Origin of the sequence: Parageobacillus thermoglucosidasius, assembly GCF_001295365.1 — a bacterium.
GTDB classification, from domain to species: Bacteria; Bacillota; Bacilli; order Bacillales; family Anoxybacillaceae; genus Parageobacillus; species Parageobacillus thermoglucosidasius.
In genome coordinates, this window is record NZ_CP012712.1 from 3,850,001 (window position 1) to 3,873,116 (window position 23,116).

Here is a 23,116-nt window from a genome sequence, read left to right on the forward strand (position 1 = left end):
CGATCCTTTTATTAAGCTAGGCATATCGGCTATATTAGGCTTAATTATCGGGCTGGAAAGAGAATTAAAACGTAAACCCGTTGGCTTGAAGACATGTCTAGTCATTTCCATTTCCAGCTGCTTGTTAACGATCGTATCCATCGAATCCGCTTATGTATTTCCCGAAAAAAATCATATTACGATGGATCCACTCCGCCTTGCCGCTCAAATTGTATCAGGAGTCGGCTTTTTAGGCGCAGGAGTCATTTTGCGGCGCGGGAACGATAGTATTTCTGGGCTGACAACAGCTGCGATCATTTGGGGAGCAGCTGGCATTGGTGTTGCAGTGGGCGCCGGATTTTATTGGGAATCCGCATTTGGCGTTGCTTTATTAATCGTAAGCGTTGAATTCATTCCTGTTTTAATGAGTATTTTCGGGCCAAAGCAGTTGCGAGAGAAAGAGATTCTTCTGCAAATCACCGTTGCAGATGCCAAAAATATTGCCGAGGTGATTGACAAAATTAAGTCACAAAATATTGATATTAAGACAATGCGTATTAAAGATTTAGAAAACCACCATCATTTAATCAAACTAAAAGCAGCTGTTGACCAAAAACGCGCTGCTGCCGACGTCTACTACGCCATCCGCACCATCGATTCGATCATTAATATTGATATTGAAAGCGCCTGATGCCCATCCCTTTAACAAAAATCCAATAAATATATTGCATTTCAAAAAAGTCGTATATATAATAAAAAGCGGATATAAACGACAAGCCAAAATGGGGCATTAGCTCAGTTGGGAGAGCGTCGTGCTGGCAGCGCGAAGGTCACCGGTTCGAACCCGGTATGCTCCATTGAAAAAACCCTTGCATGGCAAGGGTTTTTCCTATTTTGCTTTAATTGCGTTGTTGACGGATGGTTGACGAATTTTTTTAATCATCGAATTTTATAAACGCTGATCAATTTCTTTTAACAATTGCTCTGCACCGCCACGTCTTAAAACGATTTTACCGCTGGTAATCCTGAAGTTATCATCAATCAGTCAGTTAGTTTCCTCCTTCATAAATTCATGAATGCCGCCAACGAAGAGCCTGCTCGTTTTGAGCAGGCTTATATCTATTTTGGCTACATATGAAGCGAGAGATTTTTGAACATCATAAATTCTTTTATCTTTTCCAAATTGTTTCGAAATAGTTAGTTCTATCGCACTTGAAAGCTAAATCAAGATCAAAACGGAATTAAATAAAAACCTTCCTGAATTGCAGGACTATATGATAATTAGTGAAAAAATATATAAAAGGGAGAGATTTTATTGAGAACGAGAGTTAGAGCTGCAGGAGTTGTGGTGCATAATGAACATATACTCTTGCATAAGATGGATGATTTTTGGGTTTTACCTGGTGGTGGAGTGGGGTTCGAAGCAACAGCAGAAGGATTAAAAAGAGAATTTAAAGAAGAATTGGGGATTGAAATTAAAATAAAGAATTTGTTATGGGTAGCAGAAAATTTTTTTGAATATAACAACCAAAAAGAACAAAGTATTGAATTTTATTATCTGATAGAGTTTCCAGAAAACTGTGCGCTATATAACCAAAATAGCTTCGAAGGATATGAAGGCAAACAAACTTTGAAATTTAAGTGGCATAAAATTGATAATATCAATAATTTAACAATTTTACCTGAATTTTTAGCCGAATATTTGAAGGAATTAAGAACATCCATTCCAGAAAGGATTCAACACATTATAAATAAAACAATTTAATTTTTTATTTGGTGATGCATAATAAGATCAAAAGAAAAGAGGCTGGGCGAAAGTTGCAAGGATTCGCCGAAGCACAGAAATCCCTCCAACGAATGTTTGAAGAACATTATATGAACTAATAATGTTAATCAATGGGATAAGGGGATCTTCCTGCACAGGAGACTGAATATTCAGTCTCCTGTGCAGAGCAAACCAGCCCGCGATCCATTTCCAGCTCCATAGTTCAGAGATACCCTATCTATCTTACATTCCATAAAATTCTTGACAGTACCAATAAACTTGTTCAAGTACAGTTTAAAGTAACTTCTAAGCGTTTTTTGTTTTGTCCTTTACTTTTGATTTTCGAAATTTGAAAAGGGCCTATTTCTTTTGTTTCTTTTACATGTGTTCCCCCGCAAGCCTGTTCATCAATGTCACCAATAGCAACAAGTCGGACATTTTTAATAGAAGGAGGCAGCAAATTAATCACCGTCTTAATAGAACCGTCAATTCTCTCCGCTTCTTCACGGCTAACGGTGCGTATTGAGACTTGATGATCCTCTTGGATTAACTTGTTTATTTCATCTTCAATCTCGTTAAATTGTTCGTTTGTTAAAGGTTCTTCGAATTGAAAATCGATTCTTGCCCGATCCTCGAAAATTTGATTTCCTATCGCCAAAGCCCCGAATTTGTTATAAAGATAACCGGCTAATACATGCAACAGGGAATGATAACGCATAAATTTATATCGTCGATCCCAGTCTATCAGTATCTCTACAGGACCTTGTTTTAGTTTTTCAACATTGTCTACATAATGGACAATTTGTCCATTTTCTCTTTGAACCTTATTCACTTTAAATGTCTCATTTCCTTGTTTGATCATTCCTGTATCATGAGGTTGGCCGCCACCTGTGGGGTAGAAAATCGTCTCGTCTAAAATAATTTTGTCCTCCTTAATTTCGATGACTTTAGCATGATGTGCTTTTTTATAACTGTCTTCTAAGAAAAGTTCTCTTGTCATATGTAAATCCACCTCCAATAGTCAAAATATTCCCATTTATTATAACAATAGGATTTTTATTTTTCAAAAAATGGATAAAATGACAAAAACTAAGGCGAGAGAACAGAAATATTGCAATTTTCAAAAGGCAGGCATTATCTTATCAGCAAACATTGCATGGTCTATCAAACTCATATCAAAATAAAAAACGCCACCCCGCTCCTGAAGTGGCGCTTGGAAAAATCTGCAGTAAATTTTTTCTTTGAATTTGTCCATTACAGTTTACCGTTATCCCATAAAATGTAAAGTCTTGTTATAAACTTTCGTTTTATTGGGTGTAACCGGGTAATTTGCCAAATCCGCTGATATTCCTGCATTCACCCGATTATGCACTCCGTTAAAAAACAAAAGAAAAAACGTTCAGTTTTTACTAAATCTGTTAAAGATCGTTCGATCTGCAATTATGATCTTTGCATAAAAAAACGGGGATGATAGCTCAGCAATCCCCCCTGCTTACCGCTTAATTTCTACTTGTGGAGCCGGTAAGGAACTGTTGAGACAATCACATTTTTCTTATATAGAAGGTACAAGCGCAATAAAACGCTGGATTGGTTATGCAAAAAGTTATGCCATCCCTTTTTCGGTATAAATTGAGGAATCAAAACTGTTACTGTATAGTTTCTTTCCTCCGCCTTGCTTTCAATGGTATCCACCAGCTTGGAAATTGGTGTGATAAGATCGCGATAATAAGAAAAGAGGGTAACAAGCCGAACATCCGGGTGCCACTTTTTCCATTTCCCTTCCATTCGAAGCATGCTTTCCCGATCAAAGGCCACATATACAGCGAATACGTAATCTCCAATGGCTTGGGCGTAATTTAAGGATTGTTCGACTACCTTTGTTATTCCCGCAACAGGCACAAGCACGACATTTCCCTCAATTTTGTCGGGAATCTCGTTTGGATTGACGCGCAGTTGTTCTGCCACGGCATCATAGTGCTTATGGATTTGATGAAAAATAAATACGATAATCGGAAGAAAGACAAGCACAGCCCATACTTGAGTAAATTTTGTGATAAAAAAGATGCACAGCACGGTTAGTGTAATGGCAGCTCCTAACAAGTTTGTAAGCAGCTTTGGTACCCACCCTGTTGGTTTTTCGCGCACCCATTTTACAATCATTCCTGTTTGTGACAAAGTGAAAGGAATAAATACGCCAACCGCATACAAAGGGATTAACTGTTCCGTTTGCCCATTAAAAGCAACAATCACCAAAATAGAAGCAAGGCCAAGCGTGATGATTCCGTTTGAATATCCTAATCGGTCGCCACGTATAAGATACATTCTTGGCATGTATTTATCGGATGCGAGATTATATGCCAGCAAAGGAAAGGCAGAAAACCCCGTATTTGCAGCCAAAATTAAAATAAGGGCAGTTGCTCCTTGGATAAAGTAATACATCGCGCTTCTTCCAAACACCTCAGAAGCAAGTTGGGAAACAACAGTTTCTTCTGCTTTCGGAGCAATTCCATACCAGTATGCTAAAAAAGTGACTCCAACAAATAAAAAAGCGAGGATGAATCCCATCATCACTAACGTTTTGGCAGCGTTTTTTGCCGCCGGTTCCTTAAAATTTGGAACAGCGTTGGAGATCGCTTCTACCCCTGTCAATGCAGAACAGCCGGATGCAAAAGCGCGCAGTAATAAAAATAACGTAATTCCGGGCACTGCAGTACCGACAGGTGTATGCAAAGTTGATGGCACTTGGCCATTTATAATTCGGAAAATCCCAACAATAATGAGAATAACAAGTGCCAACACAAACAAATAAACGGGATACGCTAAAACAGAAGCGGATTCGTTTATGCCCCTAAGATTAAGAATAGTGATAAACACAACCATGGCGATAGCAATTCCAACTGTGTATTGATGTAAAGTTGGAAATGCGGATGTAATGGCATCTGTTCCCGCGGACACACTTACCGCCACCGTTAAAATATAGTCGACCAGCAAAGAGCCTCCGGCAATGAGGCCAGGATTAACACCCAAATTTGTTTTGGAAACGACGTAAGCCCCGCCCCCATGTGGATAAGAGTAAATGATTTGGCGATACGATAAAATAAGTGCCATCAATAAAATAAGAACCCCAATCGCAATAGGGAGGGAATACCAAAATGCAATAGCTCCAATTGTTGCGAGAACAAGTAAAATCTGTTCCGTACCGTATGCAACCGAAGACAGGGCATCAGACGATAAAACCGCCAATGCCTTCAATTTGTTCAACTTTTGCTCTCCCAGTTCGGTTGATTTCAACGGTCTGCCGATTAGAAATCGTTTTAACGATGAAACCATATGTACACCACCAATATGCAAGATTTCCATAAGAATATTATCACTTCTCAAAAGAAATGAATAGCCTTCGCTTTTTATTAGTATTGTTTACACTCTGAAAATTAATAAATAAAAGGATTAGGGGATAAATGGAATTAAACATGTGTACTCCAGATCTTAAATTTCGACATGGCTCGATCCACTGAATCCTGATTGACACCGATATACTTTAACGTAATCACCGGCGACGAATGGTTAAAGATCTCTTTCAGCATGACCATCTTTGGTTTGCTGGTAAAAGTGATAGCTGAATGTTTTGCGGAGTGTATGCGTTCCAACCTTATCTAAACGAAAGCGGTTGGCAACCTTCCGCAGAATTTTGCATGCCATGCTCCGGCCGATTGGCTTATTATGTCCATCGCGGCTTTTGATGAAATGTTCGCCATCTTCTTTTCCTTCAATATACCAATTCAACTCCCGCTTCAATGAAGTCGAAATACGAATCCGCTTTTGTTTTTCATACGATACTTTTCTAATACGCTTCAACCGCTTTCTTTGGTGCTTTGCGGCCAATTTCGGCTAATGGCTTATCCATCTCTTCTCAATCTCCGAAATGAATAGTTATCTTTGGCGGAAAGCGCCTCCTTTGGCACGATGATAAATTTGATTTTCGCTTTCATAAAAAACGCACGTTTTTATTCATTTTGCGGTCGGCGGTCACATGGAAGAAGGTCAGAGTCTCACTCCACCTTCTTTTTTCTGTCAAAAAGATCTACCCAAAGCGATAAATCCCCGTCTTGAATGCATGCCTTGATCACTTCACGAATCGATAAAAGTATAGACACGATACCGTTTTGCCATCAGGAGGACAGGCTCAACATTTTTCGGGAGCGACCTCCATTTTCTCAATTCCAAGCACTATAGATTTATTGGATTGCACCATGTCCATTTAAAAGTGGCAGCCTCCCGCCTATTTCAGATAAAATTTACAAAATCTCTGCTGATCACTGCCATATGTCATATCATTACTAAAATTTTTTATATTTAGTTCCGATAATAAGATTAGTAGCAAAATTTTCTCAAGGATGGTGTCATTAAATGGAGAAGGTAGAAGAAAAAGAAAAAACAAATGCTGAGGATATAGAGCTATTGGATGCATTTCTAAAGGTGGCCCCATACTTGAACCAACTTGTGCATGAAGACATTACGGTCGGAATTTATGACACAGAAAAGTTAATTGTTAATTATCCGGCCAAAACATTTTCTCTAAATGTCAAACCTGGTGATCCTTTACAAGAAGGCGACATCATCACAAATGCGATCAAACAAAACAAGCTTCTCTCTGCTATTGTTCCAAAGGAGCTTTTTGGGGTTGGCTTAATTGCAAAGGCTATGCCTATTCATGACCGTAATGGTCGTGTTGTAGGCGGTATCGGAATCGGAGTTAATATGGAGAAGGCTATGCAATTATCAGAAATCTCTTCTAATCTTTCGACAGTCATGGAGGAAATAACTGCAACAATCCAATCAATGGCCGACTCCATCACTGAGCTTTCTAATGAAATAACAACCATTTCAGAAAAGGCTAAAGAAGCAGCCGAAAATGTTGGTAAAATTGAAGGAATTTCAAATTTGGTAAAAGAAATTGCGGATCAAAGTAATTTGTTAGGACTAAATGCTGCTATTGAAGCTGCAAGAGCCGGTGAACATGGCAAAGGTTTTTCCATTGTAGCGAACGAGGTACGGAAAATGGCCAACACCTCGAAACAACATGTCGAAGAAATCAATGAAAAAACAAACCAAATGAAGAATCTTATTAAGCAGCTAAACGATTTTATTCAATCAGTAAGTGAAGAATCGAGCGCCCAATCAGCAGCTATTGAAGAGCTGTCCGCTACAATGCAAGAAATCAATACAAACATCCAAGTGCTTGCAGAAATAGCAAAACAAAATATCGAAATAGAAAAATAAAAAACTGGAGGGTTAAGTTCATGGTAAATTTCAAGTTATTAAATAAGCAATATATCAGTGGAGAATGGAAAGATGGCACCAGCAACAGACAACTGATAGATTTTAATCCATACAACAATGAAGTGATTACAACATTTACATGCGCCAGCTTAAAAGACGTTGATGAAGCCTATCGATCAGCCAAAGAAGCCCAAAAAAAGTGGCAACATACGAACCCTATTGAAAAAAGAGCTGTTTTTGAAAATGCGGTAAAATATATTGAAGAGAATAAAGAATCTATTGAAAACATCATTATCGAAGAACTTGGCGGGACAAAACTGAAAGCAGCTTTTGAAATTGATCTTGTTATCAATATAATCAAAGAAGCAGCTACATATCCTTTTCGAATGGAAGGAAAAATTTTACCATCCCCAGTTGATGGGAAAGAAAATCGCCTATATCGCATTCCTGTTGGAGTTGTCGGTGTGATTAGTCCTTTTAACTTTCCGTTTTTCCTTTCTATGAAATCGGTCGCTCCCGCATTAGGAGCAGGAAACGGTGTTGTGCTAAAGCCACATGAGCATACGCCTATCACCGGTGGAACGCTCATTGCCAAAATTTTTGAAGAAGCAGGTCTGCCAAAAGGTCTGCTAAATGTTGTTATAACTGAAATTGAGGAAATTGGCGACGGATTCATTGAACATCCAATTCCAAAGGTTATTTCATTTACAGGTTCAAGTAAAGTTGGAAAACATATCGGTGAAGTTGCCGGACGTCATTTGAAAAAAGTCTCATTGGAGCTTGGAGGAAATAGTGCACTGATTGTCCTGGATGATGCCGATATTGATCTTGCTGTCAGTGCAGCGGTTTTCAGCCGTTTTACACATCAAGGCCAAATTTGTATGTCAGCGAATCGAATTATCGTTCATGAAAAAGTATATGATGAATTTTTAACAAAATATGTACGTAAAGTAGCTAGTTTGAAATGCGGCGATCCACGAGACCCTGAGACGATTATTGGACCGTTGATGAATGAAAGACAAGTTCAAATGATTATCAACCTTATTGAAACAGGCATAAAAGAAGGCGCAACCCCTATTTTAAAAGGAGAAGTGAAGGGAAATATTGTAGAACCCGTCATATTTACCGATGTTACGCCGGATATGACGATTGCCAAAGAAGAGCTTTTTGGCCCAGTTGTATGCATTATGAAAGTTGAAAATGACCAACAAGCAATTGAGTATGCCAACAACAGCGATTTTGGCTTAAGCGGCGCCATCCATACATCCAATATTGAACGCGGCGCGGAGATGGCGAAACAGATTGAAACTGGTATGATTCATATTAACGACGGAACCATCAATGATGAACCAATAGTTGCATTTGGCGGAGAAAAAAATTCAGGATTAGGACGACTCAACGGCTCATGGAGCTTAGATGCGTTTACAACTGTTAAATGGATTTCCATTCAACATACACCGAGAAAATACCCATATTCGTAATCATGATAAATCTGGTACCCATCGTTCACTAAGTAAGCAAATCGTTCATAACTCGTTTGATACATAACGGGTTAGAACTTTTTCTGTCAGCTTGTCGATAATGCAAAAAGCCCAGCCCTTCTCCGATGAGAAGGGCTTTTAAAACATATTATTCCTGGATAATTATCGCTTCAAATCCTGCAGCTTTTGCTTTTTCTGCCAGTTGTTTCGCGTTTTCAAGATTGGCGAACGCACCAATTTGCACTTTATATAGTCCATCTTTATAAATGACATATACATTGAATCCCTTTGCCTTTGCTTTTGCCGCTAAATGATCTGCATTTGTTTTCACTCTAAAAGCGCCAATCTGCACTTTGTAAAGCGTTCCTGCGCTTTTTTTCGGCAATCCAAAAGACCGAACGATACCATTGACATGGCCGCGGGCAATGTTCTCAATAAATGAACTGCTTTTCAGTTTCGGTGCATCGTTTGCATTATCAATAAAGCCATTTTCGGTGAGAACTGCAGGCATGTTAGTTTCTCTTAAAACAAAGAAATTTGCTTGTTTCATTCCGCGATCCAAAAAATCCACCAGCTTTATAATCTCTTCGTGAATATTTTTTTGGTAGGTTGTTGTCGGGGACCCGACACCTGGATAAACATAATCTTCATATCCAGTTCCTCCGCCAGAATTAACATGGATGGAAAGATAAAAATCGGCTCCCCATGTATTAGCTGCAGCTGTCCGTTCTGTTAAACTGACCGTTTGATCACCAATACGGCTCATTCGGATCGAAACATTATCATATTCAGCTAACAGGATATCTCGAATCCGCACAGCAATTTGAAGTGTCACATTTTTTTCCTGCAACCCATTTCCAATTGCTCCGGGATCTGCTCCGCCATGTCCTGGATCAATAAAGATTTTTACCATTTCTCCTCACCTCCATAAATAATTTATGTTTGTTCGCTGGACGTGCCTGTATAAAAAGCCTTGTGCATTTGAATCACCACCGTAAAAAAGAAAAAGCCACCTACCTAACAGGCAACTTATTTCCGTTCGTGGCATGCCCTCTCGCGAATAAATATAGGAAAGGGGATTTTTGCACATTCTTTCCTAAAACATTGCATTCCTAAATATAATAAATGCCGTCGACCTCCGATCATGCAGAAAACCCAAGGGATCGACGACAGTTCTTATTCCCTTTTTCCTTAGGAATCTTCATCATTCCCATATATTGACACAATTTTCTTAATAGCGTATACTTTATGTAACATTTCAGAAAAATGCTGATACATCAATATTTTTTTTGGGTTTGTATCTTACCTATGAGGAATTGAAACATATCCTGCATATTCTCCGCATACGTCAGAGTTAGAGTTTGTATCTTACCTATGAGGAATTGAAACATTTCAACCTCAAGGCTTTCTCCGTTTGCCTGTTCAGTTTGTATCTTACCTATAAGGAATTGAAACCGATTCACCCGATCAACAAGAGTTTTAGAACCAAAATCATTTGTATCTCCCTATAAGGAATTAACCCTCTCTGTCCGCTGCCTGACTGGCCTTTGAAGTTTTTGAACGAAATTTGCTAGTGATAAAAAAAATCGATAAAGCCGACAAGTTGTTTTATATTATGAAGGCAAAATGATAAACAAGGTTTCGCTCATGTTAGTTCACTTGTCTTATGGCTCTTGCCGGAATCAGCTGGCTGGGCAATTAGGAACCGGTGTTGCTGCGGCCTGGTTAGGAGCTAGTGTTGGCTGGTTACTTACGATAGTAAGGAGGATATAGATGTATAAAAGTGGCTTTAAAACATTCTGGGCAGAAAAGTCACCATTTTTGCTCGAGGAACTTTTCAGCAACTCACTTTTCTAATTATCTTTTCCCCTCTTTTCACAAGCATGTTTAAGGAAAAAGTTTTGCTTTTGCCATCTCTGTTTTATTTATTACAATCATTAATTTAGGTGTGGAGTATTTTGCTATAGCAAAAAACGGGCCAAATCTAAGCACTATATAGGATTGTTTTTGTTCATAAGTCTCCCTGTCAATATAATAATTTTGTTAATTTTTTCTATCATAACTTAATAAGCTTTTCGTTGTTATTGATCCATTGCTTTTTGTCTTGTTATACAGTACAATCATGAATCGTGCAATATCACCCTTACGCCGGAAAATCCTTGCGCAGCAAGGTTTTTCTTTTTTGCTTGCATAATTTTAAGTGAAGAAAGCAGCGATCATCCATACATATTGCCGCATATCTCGCGCCATTCATTGAAGGAGGACGGAATCATGAAGAAATTCGTTAGCGCGCTAGCCATAATAGTATCCACAGCGATTTTTCCGGGAAATAGTTTTGCACATCCGGGTGCGCTCGATAAACTTGGCGGGCATTTCCGCAAATCCGATTGTACGTATTTATTGCATGAACCAACACCGATTGCAATGCAAGCAAAAGATAAGGCGGCGCTAGCCCAGCTAATAAAAAAATACAACAGCAATTCCGAATGTGTGCGACAGTTGACACTGGATAAAATTGATTTGCAAGGACATACGCTGGGCGGAACATCTTCTTCCGCCGCGTCTTCACCGAAACAGTCCACGAACCAATCCTCTTCATTGCAATTAGGCCAAAAATATCCTGCAAAACTGGTGACATGCATTGACGGAGATACGGCGAGGTTTATGGTCAATGGACGGGAATATACCACCCGCTTTCTTTTCATCGACACTCCTGAAAGCACAATACAAGTTGAACCATATGGAAAAGAAGCAAGCCGGTTTACTTGTTCCCGATTAAGCCGCGGGGATATTACATTAGAAACAGATGGAAGCACGCTTTTTGACAAATATCGCCGATTATTAGCATGGGTCTGGGTAGGAGATAAACTGCTGCAGGAAGAAATTGCGAAAGCGGGGTTAGTGGAAGATTTTTATGATTACGGGGATTATAAATACGAAGACCGCATTCGCAAGGCAATGGATGAAGCGAAACAAGCCGGCGCAGGAATGTACGGGGCATCATCGTCAAAAATGAATTCAGCCGATCAGCAAACAAAAAGCGAAGGCCAAAAACCAGACATTCCGTCGCCTGATAATGAACAGAAAAACCAGCAAGCGGATCAGGAAACAACCGCAAAAGAAACTTCTGATTCCAACACGGAACGTCCTGTCTTTTACTTGCTTGTATTTGCATTTATCGTTGCCTTTTTCTACTTTTTAAGTCGAAAATAAACTTATAACCATTCCCCTTCTCTTGCATCTGCGGACAAAAATGATAAAGTGTGTTTCCCCCATCACAATCTTAAACATTGAAAAAGAGCTGATCCAAAAAAACGATCAGCTCTTTTCTTTTTATTGCTCTGGCAATAACTCCTCCAGCGTGGAAGAGCCGGGAGATGACGCGGCCGCAGCCGAAGCGCCGTTCATCCGCCGAAATCCATATTTTTCTAAATATTGTATTTGTTCTTCCGTTAATGCATTGTATGCGATCACAGAAGGTGTTCCTGATGATTTGTAAATTAAATTGCCTGTCACCGGACATTGAAACGCGTCTGCGACAAACCCTTCCCCGTCTTGAATCGTGAATAAACGAATCGGCATCACGTTCATTTTGCTTCCCTCTTTCTATCGATGTTGTCCATTTATTACGATTATCCTATTCTCCTCATTCTATACCATTCTTTTGCCAACAATGAGCAAATCCCGCTCGATCCCGTCTAGTTCGGCAACTTTAGGAAGATGTCCCCATGTTTCAAAACCAAAGCGCATAAAAAGCCGCAAACTAGGCTCATTATGCGCAAAAATAAACCCTAAAAGAGTTTTGATATCCAAGCTAGGCGCTTCCTCCACCGCTTTTTGCAAGAGCTGTTTGCCGATTCCTTTTCCCCGATACGCTCCGGAAATGTAAATGCTGATTTCCGCCGTATGGCGATACGCCGGCCGCCCATAAAACGATTGGAAACTAAGCCATGCGCGCACATGCCCATCCAGCTCTACGACCCACAGCGGACGCGTATGCGGATCATGATTGAAAAACCACGCTTTCCTGCTTTCAACGGTCACTGGTTCAAGATCTGCCGTTACCATTCTTGACGGAATCGTTTCGTTATATATTTGAACAATTGCTGGCAAGTCTTCAATGTTTGCATTCCGAATCATCTTATCTCCACCTTTTCACCATGTGCGTTTTGCTTACTAAAACAATATACGAGGGAGTATAATCATTTACATATATGACAGGAAAGGAGAGAGGTCGTAATGAATCGCACTGCTATCGTTTATCTCGTCTCGCTTGCCGCGTTTCTCGGCCCATTTACACAGACGATTTACACCCCTATTTTACCAGAAGTAACAAAAGATTTTGGAACTTCTTCTTTTTTAGTGAATTTAACGATTTCGATTTTTACTTTTTTCTTGGCACTGATGCAAATGGTATACGGGCCTTTAACGGACACAAAAGGGCGGCGCAACGTGTTGCTCTTCGGAGTTTTCCTTTACATAACCGCATCGCTTGGCTGCTTTTTTTCCAACTCGATTTATGTCCTTCTTGTCTTTCGGGCTTTGCAAGCGATCGGAATCGCCGCTGGGTCGGTAGTTGCCGCAACCGTCATCGGGGATTTATTCGAGGGGAAAGCACGCGGAAAAGCGATGGGCACTTTTCAAATGATGGTTTCTCTCGGGCCGGTTGCCGGCCCGATCGTCGGCGGGTTTCTTGGCGGCAGGTTTAACTTCCATTCCGTCTTTCTCGTTCTCGTTTTGGCAGGATTGCTTATCTGGGTCGGAAACTTTATTTTTCTCCAAGAAACAAAACCGGAAAAACAATTGGCAAAAACATTCCGGCTTCGCGATTTTATCCCGATCCTTCGTCACCGAACAGGCTCATCGATTATTTTATTAGGATTTATTCAATATTACGCTATGTATAATTTTCTCGTTTTTCTTCCCAGCATTTTAACTGAACGATACGGTTTGTCTGCGGAAGAAAAAGGAATCGCCTATTTGGCGATGTCATGCATGATCGTCATTGGAAGTTTTATCGGGGACGCATTCAAGGGCATTGGCAAGAGCGCCATATCATTTTGGCAACATCATATTTAAATGTCGCGTCCATTTTGCTGTTTCTGATCGTTTCGCATATTTCCATTTCATTGCTGCTTATATCTATCATGCTGTTTGGCTTATTTTTAGGAACATCCTTGCCGGTGCAGACGACTTTGTTAACGTACGTGTTTCAAGCGAACCGTTCTACCGCCATCGGGGTATATAACTTTTTCCGCTACATGGGAATGGCTTTGGGACCAATGATCGGAAGTTTGCTATTCTCGTTAGGAGGATATGCTCTCGTATACGGATTCACTGATATCGGATTCTTTTTCTTCTCGCTTTGGTTAACCGCGCGCGTCATGTTTATGAATCGTCCAACCTCTTCTATATAACAACGCTACTTCGATGCAGAAGTAGCCCCTTTTTTTCCTGCCACTGCTTCCAGCAAAAATGGACAGCAGCGTGCCAACGATCAATCCGTTGCTCGCCACCGAAGCAATCACCGGCGGCAGCGGAGCGAACGCTTCAGAAGGCACAAACATCACTCCGATTCCTGTAAATAGCGGCAGGCTTACTTGTTCCGCCCGCTCTTTCCATCCACCGTTTTGCTCTAATTCTTTCAATCCAAGCGTAATCATTCCAGCAAACATCGGGAAAATAGCGGCATATCCTACCGCGGCAGGCATAGCGGTAAACAAAGATACCGCCGGCATGAACAAACTCATCAGCATAATGAGAACGCAAGCAATGACAAAAGGAAGCCGCTTCGTAATTTTGCTTGTGGCAATAAACGACGCCGCTCCAGATATCGGAACGGAACCGATCGCCGCCAGCACCCCGCTAATCATATGGCTGATTCCCATCATGAAACCAGCCCGCTTCGGAGAAGGATTCCCGGCATTTGCTTTCTCTGCTTTCATGACACTTTCCACTACTTTCACGCTTGCTAACATATTCGTTAAAAGCAAAAGCGTAACAAAAAAGGCGGTAGGAACGATGCCCCATTCCCAACGCGGCGGCCCGAACGCAAACCATTTAGGAAATTCAAACCACTTTTCCGTCCAATGGATGGAAGGGGCAAATCCAAACAAACGGAACAATATCCAGCCGGTGATCATGCTGACAATAATGCTGAACTGCCGTAAAACAGGATGATTGGTCATCCATAGCGACAAAAAAATAATGATCGTCGACAGCGCTGCGACAACGATAGAGACTTTTCCTGTCTCATCCACTCCAAGCAATCCTTTTAAAAACGATCCGCTCAGCTGCACCGCAAGAAGAAGCAAATACGTCCCGGTTACCGTCGGAGTGAACAGACGGGCAAGACGGTCTACAATTCCAAGCAAACTCAATAACATAAACAAAATTCCGCTCATGATCAGCGCACTTTCAAGGACACGAAGCGTTTCCGCACGGGTACCGTATAACGCGACCCCAAAGCTTGCGTACAAAATAAAAATCCCCCACCAAATTCCGGCAGGCCCTTCATTGAGAGGGAGACGATGACCAAAAGCGGTTTGCAACAATCCAGCGACCGCTAACACAAAAAATGTCCGCGAAATAAACGCCATCGCGTCCGCCGTTTCAAGCTGGTACAAAGAAGCTACTGTCACCGGCACGACAATGCTTCCCGATATAATGAATAAAAACCATTGCAGGGAGGAAATAACTTGCCTCACGAGCTATAACCCTTTCCATATAGAATAGCATTCTCCTGAGGAAAAGGATACCATAATGCCGCATCGATGAGAAAAACATTTGTTTTCAAACAGCCGCATCTCCCTGCTTGCTTATTAAACGGCGAATGTTGGAAACTAAACGATCAACTTAATGCCAGATCCATCTTTTTATTTGTCCTTGCATCATATCTGTCATATTGCCATGCCATTATCGGCTTTGCAGAAACGGAAAAATAAAAACGCCTGAAAAGCGGCGTTTTTCCCATATGTGTTCTCTATTGTTTCTCTGTAAGCTCCTCTACAGGCACTTCCCGCTGTTCGCGCAGATGCCCGTCACGCAAATGAATTGTGGCTGTTTCTTCTTGCTCATTATAATCATCAATCCAAACAGATACTCCATTGTAATAAACCGGAATATCTGCAGGAGATGAAACAATTTGTTTTACCCGATTTATATCCATGTTCACATCCCTCTCTTTTGTTGTATTTATCATGATGTAGTATGAAACGGGAAAGAATTTTTATGCAAAAAATAGGCAAAAATGCAAATAGTGACTTCGCAAAACAGCCTGTATATGGAGGAAACTGATGAAAAATTGGGATGTGTTCATATCGTATTTGCGTCTTCCTGTCTTTATGCGTTTGCTTATCATCGGGACGATCATGATTGTCATTTTTGGAACATTGATTCATTTCGTCGAACCAGCGACGTTCCGGCATGTGTTCGACGGCATATGGTGGGCAATCGTGACAGCCGCTACCATCGGCTATGGCGATATGGTGCCAAAAACGGTTGCTGGGAAAATCGTCGCCATTTCTCTCATTTTGCTAGGAACGGGAGTCATCACGACTTATTTCGCGTCATTATCAGCGGCGGCTGTCGCCAAAGAGTCAGCACTGTCAAATGGGCAGCTCCGTTATATGCAGAAAGGGCATATCATCATTGTTGGATGGAACGAACGGGCTCGCGAAGTAATAGCAAAACTTTCGGAATATACCCCTCCTGTCCGATGCGTTATTATTGATGCCACTTTAAATGAGCTTCCGGTTCCTTTTAAAAACGTTCATTTTTATAAAAGGAAATCCTAGCTATGACGATGTGCTTCATAAAGCGAACGCCACCGAAGCGCAAATGATTTTGATAACGGCTAATCAGCACAAAAGCGAAGCAGACGCAGACAAAGACTCTATTTTAACATTGCTGGCTGTCAAAGGCATTCATCCATCCATATACGCGATTGTGGAAATATTAACAGAAACAGAACGTGAATAACGCAAAACGAGCCGGTGCGGATGAAGTGATTCAAACCAATTTGCTGGCAAGCTTCACGATGGCAAACAGCCTTCAATCACCGGGCGTATCCAAAGCGATCATAGAATTGCTGCACCAACTTCACGGCAAAAAACTGCAACTGATCGCTGCAGAAGGCCCGCTCATCGGAAAAACGTTTTTTGGAAAGCAGCGAAATGTTATTAGACAAACGAATGATTTTTAAATCGGCGTTATGAGAGAAGAAGAAGGATATATAAACCCTTCTCCGCATTTTTTGATCGAAAAGGGAGACCGTCTGTTCGTAATCACGCCTTAATCGATCAGGCGATTTTTCTAAAATCTTTGACGAGCGCTTTTCCAACGTTAATATATTTTTTCCGAAACCGCCGCATCAGGGTCCTGCGGCTCCGAAAACTGGTTAAAAGCCGCGCCAAAATTTCCTGCATAAGCATGGTCATCCACTCCGCTTTGATACTTGTGCGACAGTAAAAAACGGCCTGCCGAGCTTGACAGTGGTTTCCGTGGGAATCAAGCTGCCCGTCAATTGCTTCGAATGGAACGCGCAAAAAATTGATATCCCGCTTCATCGGCAATTTTATAATCAAATGAACCATGATCATAATCCCAATTTCCGCCAATGGTATAACCAAGCGGCTTTAACAATTGCTCCAATTGAAATAGAGGAAACGTTTTCCCTTCCAACTGTGATGGAATTTCGATCATCGCAAACAACCTCCTTTTTCACCTATGTTTCCCTATTCGCGCTCTTTATATGATTGTTATGGAATATTGCCTGCTACATAATGCCCCACACTGTCAATGTCGTCGACCTGGAATAGCGCAGAAAACCCAAGGGATCGACGACATTCCCTTTTGCTGCTTTTCCCAACTTCCATCAGCACCGCCGCATATTGACGAAATTTTCAAAACCAACTATATACTAAACATAGCTTGCTTTCGAAAAAAGCTGATATACCAACGCTTTTTTGGGGTTTGTATCTTACCTATAAGGAATTGAAACCTTCATCCAGCGTCAAGTCGTTCATTTCACTTGTCGTTTGTATCTTACCTATAAGGAATTGAAACTTGGGTGGCGCTGTCGCGCACTCCTTGACCCTCAAGTTTGTATCTTACCTATAAGGAATTGAAACTTTCACATTCCGGCGCTTTTGTTTCAAGAACAGCCTCGTTTGTATCTTACCTATAAGGAATTGAAACTCGACGGCCCCTGAATTAGATCAGCTTGGTGGTATCTCGTTTGTATCTTACCTATAAGGAATTGAAACTTCGAAGAAATGATTTCTTTGCTATTCCGGCTCTCGTTTGTATCTTACCTATAAGGAATTGAAACAGAATATCCATTGAGTAATTGCACTCGACCATGATGTTTGTATCTTACCTATAAGGAATTGAAACCACTATTTTTTGTTATTTCGAGTTGAGCAGCTGTTGTGTTTGTATCTTACCTATAAGGAATTGAAACATGAAAGCACCTTCTTTAGAACGCGACGCTCTCATCGTTTGTATCTTACCTATAAGGAATTGAAACGAAGTAATTAGTCAAGCAATTAGGTGGCAAGGCATGTGTTTGTATCTTACCTATAAGGAATTGAAACTCACGTTTCGAGATATGAGAAAAGAACACGGTCATTTGTTTGTATCTTACCTATAAGGAATTGAAACTGAAGCACCTTGGCGTGAAGAGAAAGTTAAAAAAGGTTTGTATCTTACCTATAAGGAATTGAAACTGACTTCTGCCAAAATCGCTCTATCCTCATTGGCTTGTTTGTATCTTACCTATAAGGAATTGAAACCAGGCGCAGCGAACGCCTTATAGGCACAGCGAACGCCGTTTGTATCTTACCTATAAGGAATTGAAACTCAAGCCGGCCGATTCGCATTCTTTTGGCGGACGAGGTTTGTATCTTACCTATAAGGAATTGAAACTAAACTCAGTAATGTCTGGCTGCCAATCTGCAAGCAGTTTGCATCTTACCTATAAGGATTAAAACCTAAGAGATCGTTCTCTTCTCTTATCTCTTAGGTTTTTTCGTTTGTGCCTTCGCTTATGAAAAATTGAAACACTTACTCCGGCTGCCTTCCGATACGCAATTCAGTTTGTATCTTATTATGAGGAGCAAAACAGGTGTGCAGCTGCATTGTTGCTACCTTTGCTGCCACGGTTTATATTGCAAAACTTAAAACCTCGGTGAATCTTGTTTTTTATTGAGCAAGCCATTCTTATTGCATATTACCGTGGGTGTCAGCGAAAATTTGCTACGATAAGCGCGAAACACAGATGCCTGAGACAAAAACACAGCAAAATTACTTTTTTTACAAATAAGATAAAAATCCCTTCCCGCAGCGGAAGGGATTTTTTGATAAGCAACCGGTGGCAAGTAATGTCTTCGCATGCAAAAAACGGAGTGCATGATGCACTCCGAAAATCCGTTCTGTTATTTCAAGCGTTTTTCCAGTTCCGCTTTTTTCTCTTCGTATCCTGGTTTGCCAAGGAGGGCAAACATATTGACTTTATACGCTTCTACGCCTGGTTGGTCAAATGGATTTACCCCTAATAAGTAACCGCTCATTGCGCAAGCTTTTTCAAAGAAATAGACGAGGTAACCAAACGTATATTCATTTAATTCTGGAAGGGTGATCACTAAATTCGGCACACCGCCATCCGTATGGGCGAGAAAGCGTTCCTTCAAATGCCTTCGTATTGGACAAAATCAACCGTTTTTCCTGCCAAATAATTCAATCCGTCTAAAATCGTTTTCCTCTGCTTCGATGACTAACTCATGGCGCGGTTTTTCGACTTTCAATACCGTTTCAAACAAATCGCGGCGCCCTTCTTGGATGTATTGTCCCAATGAATGAAGATCTGTCGAGAAGTTCGCCGATGCCGGGAAAATCCCTTTTTTGATCCTTGCCTTCACTTTCGCCAAACAACTGCTTCCACCATTCCGCAAAATATTGCAGTGCAGGTTCATAGTTGATCAGCAGCTCAATGGTTTTTTCCTTTGTTATACAAAATGTTGCGGATCGCTGCATATTGATAAGCAGCGTTTTCTTCCAGTTCAGAGTTGCTGAAGTCTTCGCGTGCTTGCGCCGCTCCTTTCATCATTTCTTCGATGTTTGCGCCGCTTACGGCAATTGGCAGAAGCCCTACTGCCGTTAACACAGAATAACGGCCGCCGACATCGTCCGGAATGATGAATGTTTCATATCCTTCTGCCGTCGCCAATGTTTTTAACGCGCCACGCGCCCGGTCCGTCGTCGCGTAAATCCGTTTGCGTGCTTCTTCTTTCCCGTATTTTTCTTCCAACAGTTTGCGGAAAAATACGGAACGCAATAGCCGGCTCTGTCGTCGTTCCCGATTTTGAAATAACGTTAATGGAGAAATCTTTGCCTTCCAGCAAAATCCATAAACATCTTTCATATATGTCGAGCTAATGTTATTGCCAACGAAAATGATTTGCGGGCGTGCGGCGTTTTTCTTTCGAAAGCGCGTTATAAAACGAATGATGGAGCATCTCGATCGCTGCGCGCGCCCCTAAATATGAACCGCCGATTCCAATTACTAACAGCACATCGGAATCTGCTTGAATTTTTGCGGCTGCTTTTTGAATGCGGGCAAATTCTTCTTTATCATAATTCACCGGCAAATCGATCCAGCCCAAAAAATCATTGCCTACGCCTGTTTTCTCGTGAAGGGAATGATGAGCAACTTTCACCGCATCGCGCAAATACGTAAGTTCATGTTCGCCAAAAAACGCCAATGCTTTTGAATAATCAAAACGAATATGTGTCATACGCTCGATCCTCCAAACAAAAATGTTCTTCCCCTCTTACACTTTAGCGAAACAATGGGACAGAATCAAGTCGTGCCCCGTTATGTAAACGGATTCATTTTGAACATTTCATGACTGTCAATAGTTAAAAAGAAGCAGCCATCGCCGCTTCTTTTAATATTATAACGATGCGCGCAAAATCGCCAGCACATCGTCGCGGTTTAACTTTTTGAACTTGCCAAATTCGCCGTTCGCCATTGCTTTGTCAGCGATTAATTCTAAACTTTCTTCGCCGATTCCGTAATCGGCAAGCCGTGACGGCGCCCCAATGCTTGACCAAAATTCGCGCAATTTTTCAATTCCTTCTAACGCTACGTCCCGTTCCGCTTTCCCTTCAGGATTCACGTCAAAAACGCGAACAGCTAATTGGGCAAACCGGCTGACATTTTCATCAAGCACATGCTTCATCCAGTTCGGGAATAAAATCGCCAGCCCTCCGGCGTGCGGAATATCATAAACCGCTGACACCGCATGCTCGATGTTATGCGTCGCCCAGTCGCCGCGGAGCCCCATTTGCAACAAGCCGTTGAGAGCGATAGTGCCGCAATATAAAATCGTTTCCCGCAGCTCATAGTTTTGCAAATCATTAACTAGTTTTGGCGCCGCTTCCATGACCGTGCGCAATACCGCCTCACACATCCGGTCTTGCAGCGGGGTATTCGCCGTATGATGGAAATATTGTTCAAACACATGGGACATCATATCGACGATTCCATAAACCGTATGATCCCGCGGAACTGTGAGCGTATAGGTAGGATCGAGAATCGAAAATTGCGGGAACGTCGCCGGACTGTTCCAGCCATATTTTTCTTTCGTCTCCCAGTTTGTAATCACCGAACCGGCGTTCATTTCTGATCCGGTTGCCGCAAGCGTTAACACTGTCCCAAACGGAAGCGCTTCGAAAACTTTCACTTTCTTTGTGATGAAATCCCACGGATCGCCATCATATTTCGCACCCGCCGCGATCGCCTTCGTGCAATCAATGACACTGCCGCCGCCAACCGCGAGCAAAAACTCAATTCCTTCCGTTTTGCAAATTTCCACGCCTTTCCGCACAGTGGACAAGCGCGGATTTGGCTCCACGCCAGGAAGTTCTGTTACTTCCACCTTTAATTCATTCAATAAGTTCATTACTTCATCATACAAGCCGTTCCGTTTAATACTGCCGCCGCCATAAACGAGAAGGATTTTTTTCCCGTAACGGGGGATTTCCTCCTTCAGCTGTTCAATTTGCCCTTTCCCAAAAATTAATTTAGTCGGATTTTGAAAAGAAAAATTTTCCATATAAATCAACTCCTCCTTTTCTTCTATTATGGCTGCCACTTGTTTCGCCTGTAAAGCAATTAACTCTTTTTTCACAAACTTATGTATATTTTCAGTAAGCATTATGCATTCTATAAACAAATAACTGAAAAAGGTTTAAGGAGGAATTTACAGATGAATGCACTTCAGCGCATTGCGCTATTGCTTACGATTATCGGCGCTATCAACTGGGGATTAATCGGTTTCTTTCAATTTGATTTGGTAGCCGCTATATTCGGCGGTCAAGATTCCGTGTTGTCCCGCATTATTTATGGGCTTGTTGGCATTGCCGGACTTATTAACCTCGCACTTCTTTTTAAACCAGCAGAAGAATTGGGACGCACAGAACCAAAAGCTTCCCGAACATAAATAAAGCAAAACACTCACCTTGGCAATGGTGGGTGTTTTACTTTGATAAGTCTTCTTTTTTCGATTGCTCAATCCATTCTTGAAGCTTTTCCTTCAATGTATGAAAACCCGGGTTTAACGACATTTTCACCTTTACATGCCGTTTTCTCATGTTTCTTTGTCCTTCTTCCACCGCCCTCATCGACAGGCTCGCCCGTTTGGTGTGCGGGTCGATGGACAGCACTTTCACGGTTATTTCGTCACCGACATTCACGTAATCTTTAATATTTTTAACAAATCCATGAGAAATTTCTGAAATGTGGACAAGCCCTTGCGTTTCCCTGTCTAATTCAACAAAAACGCCGTATGGCTGAATGCCAGTGACTTTTCCTTTCACGATACTTCCCACTTCGATGTTGGACAACCAAAACACTCCTATATTCCAAATTGAATATGTGTCATAATATTATAACATAATTTTTTTGGCCAATCAAAAAAAATAGCTGTTCTGCTATCGCAGCGGCTGTGATAGCAGAAACAGGACCGTTACAACCGCTCTAAAAAGCGTTTGATCCGCTTGATCGCTTCTTGCAGTTGTTCCATGGAGGAAGCGTAGGAGCAGCGAATATATCCTTCCCTCCCTGCGCCAAACACGCTCCCAGGAACCACCGCCACTTTTTCTTCCAATAACAGCTTTTCCGCAAATTGTTCCGATGTCAGCCCCGTCGCCCGAATCGACGGAAAAGCGTAAAATGCTCCGCCGGGCATATGGCAGCTGAGCCCGATTTCATTTAATGACTGGACAAAATAATTGCGGCGGCGCCGATAGCTTTTTTTCATATATTCCACATCTTGTTCGCCGTTTCTTAACGCTTCAATCGCGGCGTATTGCGCCATTGTCGGCGCGCACATGATCGCATACTGATGAATTTTAAGCATCGCCTGCAAAATTTCCGCAGGCGCCGCGGTGAATCCGAGCCGCCAGCCGGTCATTGCAAACCCTTTCGAAAAACCAGAAACCAAAATGGTCCCGCTCCCGCATCCCGTCAACTGCCGCAAAGCTTATGTACGGCTCGTCATACGTCAGCTCGGCGTAAATCTCATCAGAAATGACAAGCAAATCATGC

The 23,116-nt window shown here is 41.6% G+C and carries 20 protein-coding genes, 1 tRNA gene, 4 pseudogenes and 1 CRISPR repeat array (1 of these 26 only partly in view); of the genes and pseudogenes, 12 read left to right on the plus strand and 13 right to left on the minus strand.

Annotated features, from left to right (window positions below; translation table 11 throughout):
• The 3 genes from AOT13_RS19010 to AOT13_RS19020 form a co-directional block, all read left to right on the plus strand.
• On the plus strand, window positions 1–670 hold the 3' portion of the coding sequence (locus tag AOT13_RS19010) for an MgtC/SapB family protein (RefSeq protein ID WP_003248394.1). It extends 8 nt beyond the left edge of the window; the window shows 670 of its 678 coding nt (coding positions 9–678); its start codon lies beyond the left edge, outside the window; the stop codon is at window positions 668–670.
• A gap of 93 nt (window positions 671–763) precedes the next feature.
• Window positions 764–836, plus strand: a tRNA-Ala gene (locus tag AOT13_RS19015).
• 458 nt (window positions 837–1,294) lie between these two features.
• Window positions 1,295–1,744 (plus strand): NUDIX hydrolase, encoded by a 450-nt coding sequence (locus AOT13_RS19020; protein ID WP_013400100.1) that lies wholly within the window; start codon window positions 1,295–1,297, stop codon window positions 1,742–1,744.
• A 283-nt stretch (window positions 1,745–2,027) separates the two neighbouring features.
• Here the strand turns inward: AOT13_RS19020 and AOT13_RS19025 are convergent, their stop codons facing one another.
• The 3 genes and pseudogenes from AOT13_RS19025 to AOT13_RS19035 all read right to left on the minus strand — a co-directional run.
• Complete coding sequence (locus AOT13_RS19025; protein WP_042385152.1) at window positions 2,028–2,744, minus strand: alanyl-tRNA editing protein; 717 nt, start codon at window positions 2,742–2,744, stop codon at window positions 2,028–2,030.
• Window positions 2,745–3,250: 506 nt separating this feature from the next.
• A complete protein-coding gene (locus AOT13_RS19030; protein WP_013876331.1) occupies window positions 3,251–5,074 on the minus strand; it encodes an APC family permease in 1,824 nt (607 codons plus the stop codon).
• Window positions 5,075–5,208: 134 nt separating this feature from the next.
• Window positions 5,209–5,590 (minus strand): annotated as a pseudogene (locus AOT13_RS19035) (tyrosine-type recombinase/integrase); the annotation flags it as partial.
• A 561-nt stretch (window positions 5,591–6,151) separates the two neighbouring features.
• Between AOT13_RS19035 and AOT13_RS21270 the strand changes: the two are divergent.
• Together AOT13_RS21270 and AOT13_RS19045 are read left to right on the plus strand one after the other, a co-directional pair.
• Window positions 6,152–7,024 carry a methyl-accepting chemotaxis protein gene (locus tag AOT13_RS21270; RefSeq protein WP_013876330.1) on the plus strand — a complete coding sequence of 291 codons (873 nt, stop codon included), beginning with the start codon at window positions 6,152–6,154 and terminating at the stop codon, window positions 7,022–7,024.
• 20 nt (window positions 7,025–7,044) lie between these two features.
• Window positions 7,045–8,505, plus strand: coding sequence for an aldehyde dehydrogenase family protein (locus AOT13_RS19045; protein WP_013876329.1), 1,461 nt, complete (start codon window positions 7,045–7,047; stop codon window positions 8,503–8,505).
• Window positions 8,506–8,653: 148 nt separating this feature from the next.
• Here the strand turns inward: AOT13_RS19045 and AOT13_RS19050 are convergent, their stop codons facing one another.
• Window positions 8,654–9,418 carry an N-acetylmuramoyl-L-alanine amidase gene (locus tag AOT13_RS19050; RefSeq protein ID WP_042385154.1) on the minus strand — a complete coding sequence of 255 codons (765 nt, stop codon included), beginning with the start codon at window positions 9,416–9,418 and terminating at the stop codon, window positions 8,654–8,656.
• A 1,358-nt stretch (window positions 9,419–10,776) separates the two neighbouring features.
• Between AOT13_RS19050 and AOT13_RS19055 the strand changes: the two genes are divergently transcribed.
• On the plus strand, window positions 10,777–11,718 hold the full coding sequence (locus tag AOT13_RS19055) for a thermonuclease family protein (RefSeq protein ID WP_042385159.1): 942 nt from the start codon (window positions 10,777–10,779) through the stop codon (window positions 11,716–11,718).
• A 120-nt stretch (window positions 11,719–11,838) separates the two neighbouring features.
• Here AOT13_RS19055 and AOT13_RS19060 read toward each other — a convergent pair whose 3' ends face one another.
• On the minus strand, window positions 11,839–12,096 hold the full coding sequence (locus tag AOT13_RS19060) for a hypothetical protein (RefSeq protein ID WP_013400094.1): 258 nt from the start codon (window positions 12,094–12,096) through the stop codon (window positions 11,839–11,841).
• Window positions 12,097–12,156: 60 nt separating this feature from the next.
• The gene (locus AOT13_RS19065) at window positions 12,157–12,645 is read right to left on the minus strand and encodes a GNAT family N-acetyltransferase (protein WP_013400093.1); all 489 of its coding nucleotides are present in this window, start codon (window positions 12,643–12,645) and stop codon (window positions 12,157–12,159) included.
• Window positions 12,646–12,744: 99 nt separating this feature from the next.
• On the opposite strand from AOT13_RS19065, the gene AOT13_RS19070 reads away from it, so the two are divergent.
• Window positions 12,745–13,584 carry an MFS transporter gene (locus AOT13_RS19070; RefSeq protein ID WP_081002201.1) on the plus strand — a complete coding sequence of 280 codons (840 nt, stop codon included), beginning with the start codon at window positions 12,745–12,747 and terminating at the stop codon, window positions 13,582–13,584.
• A complete protein-coding gene (locus AOT13_RS21160; protein ID WP_073519236.1) occupies window positions 13,566–13,922 on the plus strand; it encodes an MFS transporter in 357 nt (118 codons plus the stop codon). Before AOT13_RS19070 ends, AOT13_RS21160 begins: the two co-directional genes overlap by 19 nt.
• Here the strand turns inward: AOT13_RS21160 and AOT13_RS19075 are convergent.
• Together AOT13_RS19075 and AOT13_RS19080 are read right to left on the minus strand one after the other, a co-directional pair.
• Window positions 13,875–15,212, minus strand: a complete 1,338-nt coding sequence (locus AOT13_RS19075; RefSeq protein WP_167542277.1) for a purine/pyrimidine permease — start codon at window positions 15,210–15,212, stop codon at window positions 13,875–13,877. The genes AOT13_RS21160 and AOT13_RS19075 overlap by 48 nt on opposite strands.
• A 275-nt stretch (window positions 15,213–15,487) precedes the next feature.
• Window positions 15,488–15,673 carry an H-type small acid-soluble spore protein gene (locus tag AOT13_RS19080; protein WP_013400090.1) on the minus strand — a complete coding sequence of 62 codons (186 nt, stop codon included), beginning with the start codon at window positions 15,671–15,673 and terminating at the stop codon, window positions 15,488–15,490.
• 127 nt (window positions 15,674–15,800) lie between these two features.
• Between AOT13_RS19080 and AOT13_RS21320 the strand changes: the two genes are divergently transcribed.
• From AOT13_RS21320 to AOT13_RS21330, 3 genes are read left to right on the plus strand one after another with little or no spacing between them, the layout of a single operon-like run.
• Complete coding sequence (locus tag AOT13_RS21320) at window positions 15,801–16,301, plus strand: potassium channel family protein (protein WP_345788561.1); 501 nt, start codon at window positions 15,801–15,803, stop codon at window positions 16,299–16,301.
• Window positions 16,302–16,311: 10 nt separating this feature from the next.
• On the plus strand, window positions 16,312–16,485 hold the full coding sequence (locus AOT13_RS21325) for a TrkA-related ion transporter (protein ID WP_345788562.1): 174 nt from the start codon (window positions 16,312–16,314) through the stop codon (window positions 16,483–16,485).
• Window positions 16,478–16,708: a hypothetical protein gene (locus AOT13_RS21330; RefSeq protein ID WP_335645867.1), complete on the plus strand. Its 231-nt coding sequence runs from the start codon at window positions 16,478–16,480 to the stop codon at window positions 16,706–16,708. The genes AOT13_RS21325 and AOT13_RS21330 overlap by 8 nt, the downstream gene beginning before the upstream one ends.
• Before the next feature lie 97 nt (window positions 16,709–16,805).
• Here the strand turns inward: AOT13_RS21330 and AOT13_RS19090 are convergent.
• From AOT13_RS19090 to AOT13_RS19100, 3 genes and pseudogenes are all read right to left on the minus strand, one after another.
• A pseudogene (locus AOT13_RS19090) lies at window positions 16,806–17,208 on the minus strand (YugN-like family protein).
• A 268-nt stretch (window positions 17,209–17,476) separates the two neighbouring features.
• Window positions 17,477–18,498: a CRISPR direct-repeat array (repeat unit 30 nt; unit sequence GTTTGTATCTTACCTATAAGGAATTGAAAC).
• Between the two features lie 443 nt (window positions 18,499–18,941).
• A pseudogene (locus tag AOT13_RS19095) lies at window positions 18,942–20,300 on the minus strand (glucose-6-phosphate isomerase).
• A gap of 159 nt (window positions 20,301–20,459) precedes the next feature.
• A complete protein-coding gene (locus AOT13_RS19100; RefSeq protein ID WP_003248362.1) occupies window positions 20,460–21,623 on the minus strand; it encodes an iron-containing alcohol dehydrogenase in 1,164 nt (387 codons plus the stop codon).
• Window positions 21,624–21,776: 153 nt separating this feature from the next.
• On the opposite strand from AOT13_RS19100, the gene AOT13_RS19105 reads away from it, so the two are divergent.
• Window positions 21,777–22,010 (plus strand): DUF378 domain-containing protein, encoded by a 234-nt coding sequence (locus AOT13_RS19105; RefSeq protein ID WP_013400088.1) that lies wholly within the window; start codon window positions 21,777–21,779, stop codon window positions 22,008–22,010.
• Window positions 22,011–22,047: 37 nt separating this feature from the next.
• Here AOT13_RS19105 and yugI read toward each other — a convergent pair whose 3' ends face one another.
• Both yugI and AOT13_RS19115 read right to left on the minus strand, forming a co-directional pair.
• A complete protein-coding gene (gene yugI, locus AOT13_RS19110; protein WP_003248361.1) occupies window positions 22,048–22,413 on the minus strand; it encodes a S1 domain-containing post-transcriptional regulator GSP13 in 366 nt (121 codons plus the stop codon).
• 122 nt (window positions 22,414–22,535) lie between these two features.
• Window positions 22,536–23,115 (minus strand): annotated as a pseudogene (locus AOT13_RS19115) (aminotransferase class I/II-fold pyridoxal phosphate-dependent enzyme); the annotation flags it as partial.
• Window position 23,116 lies beyond the last annotated feature (1 nt).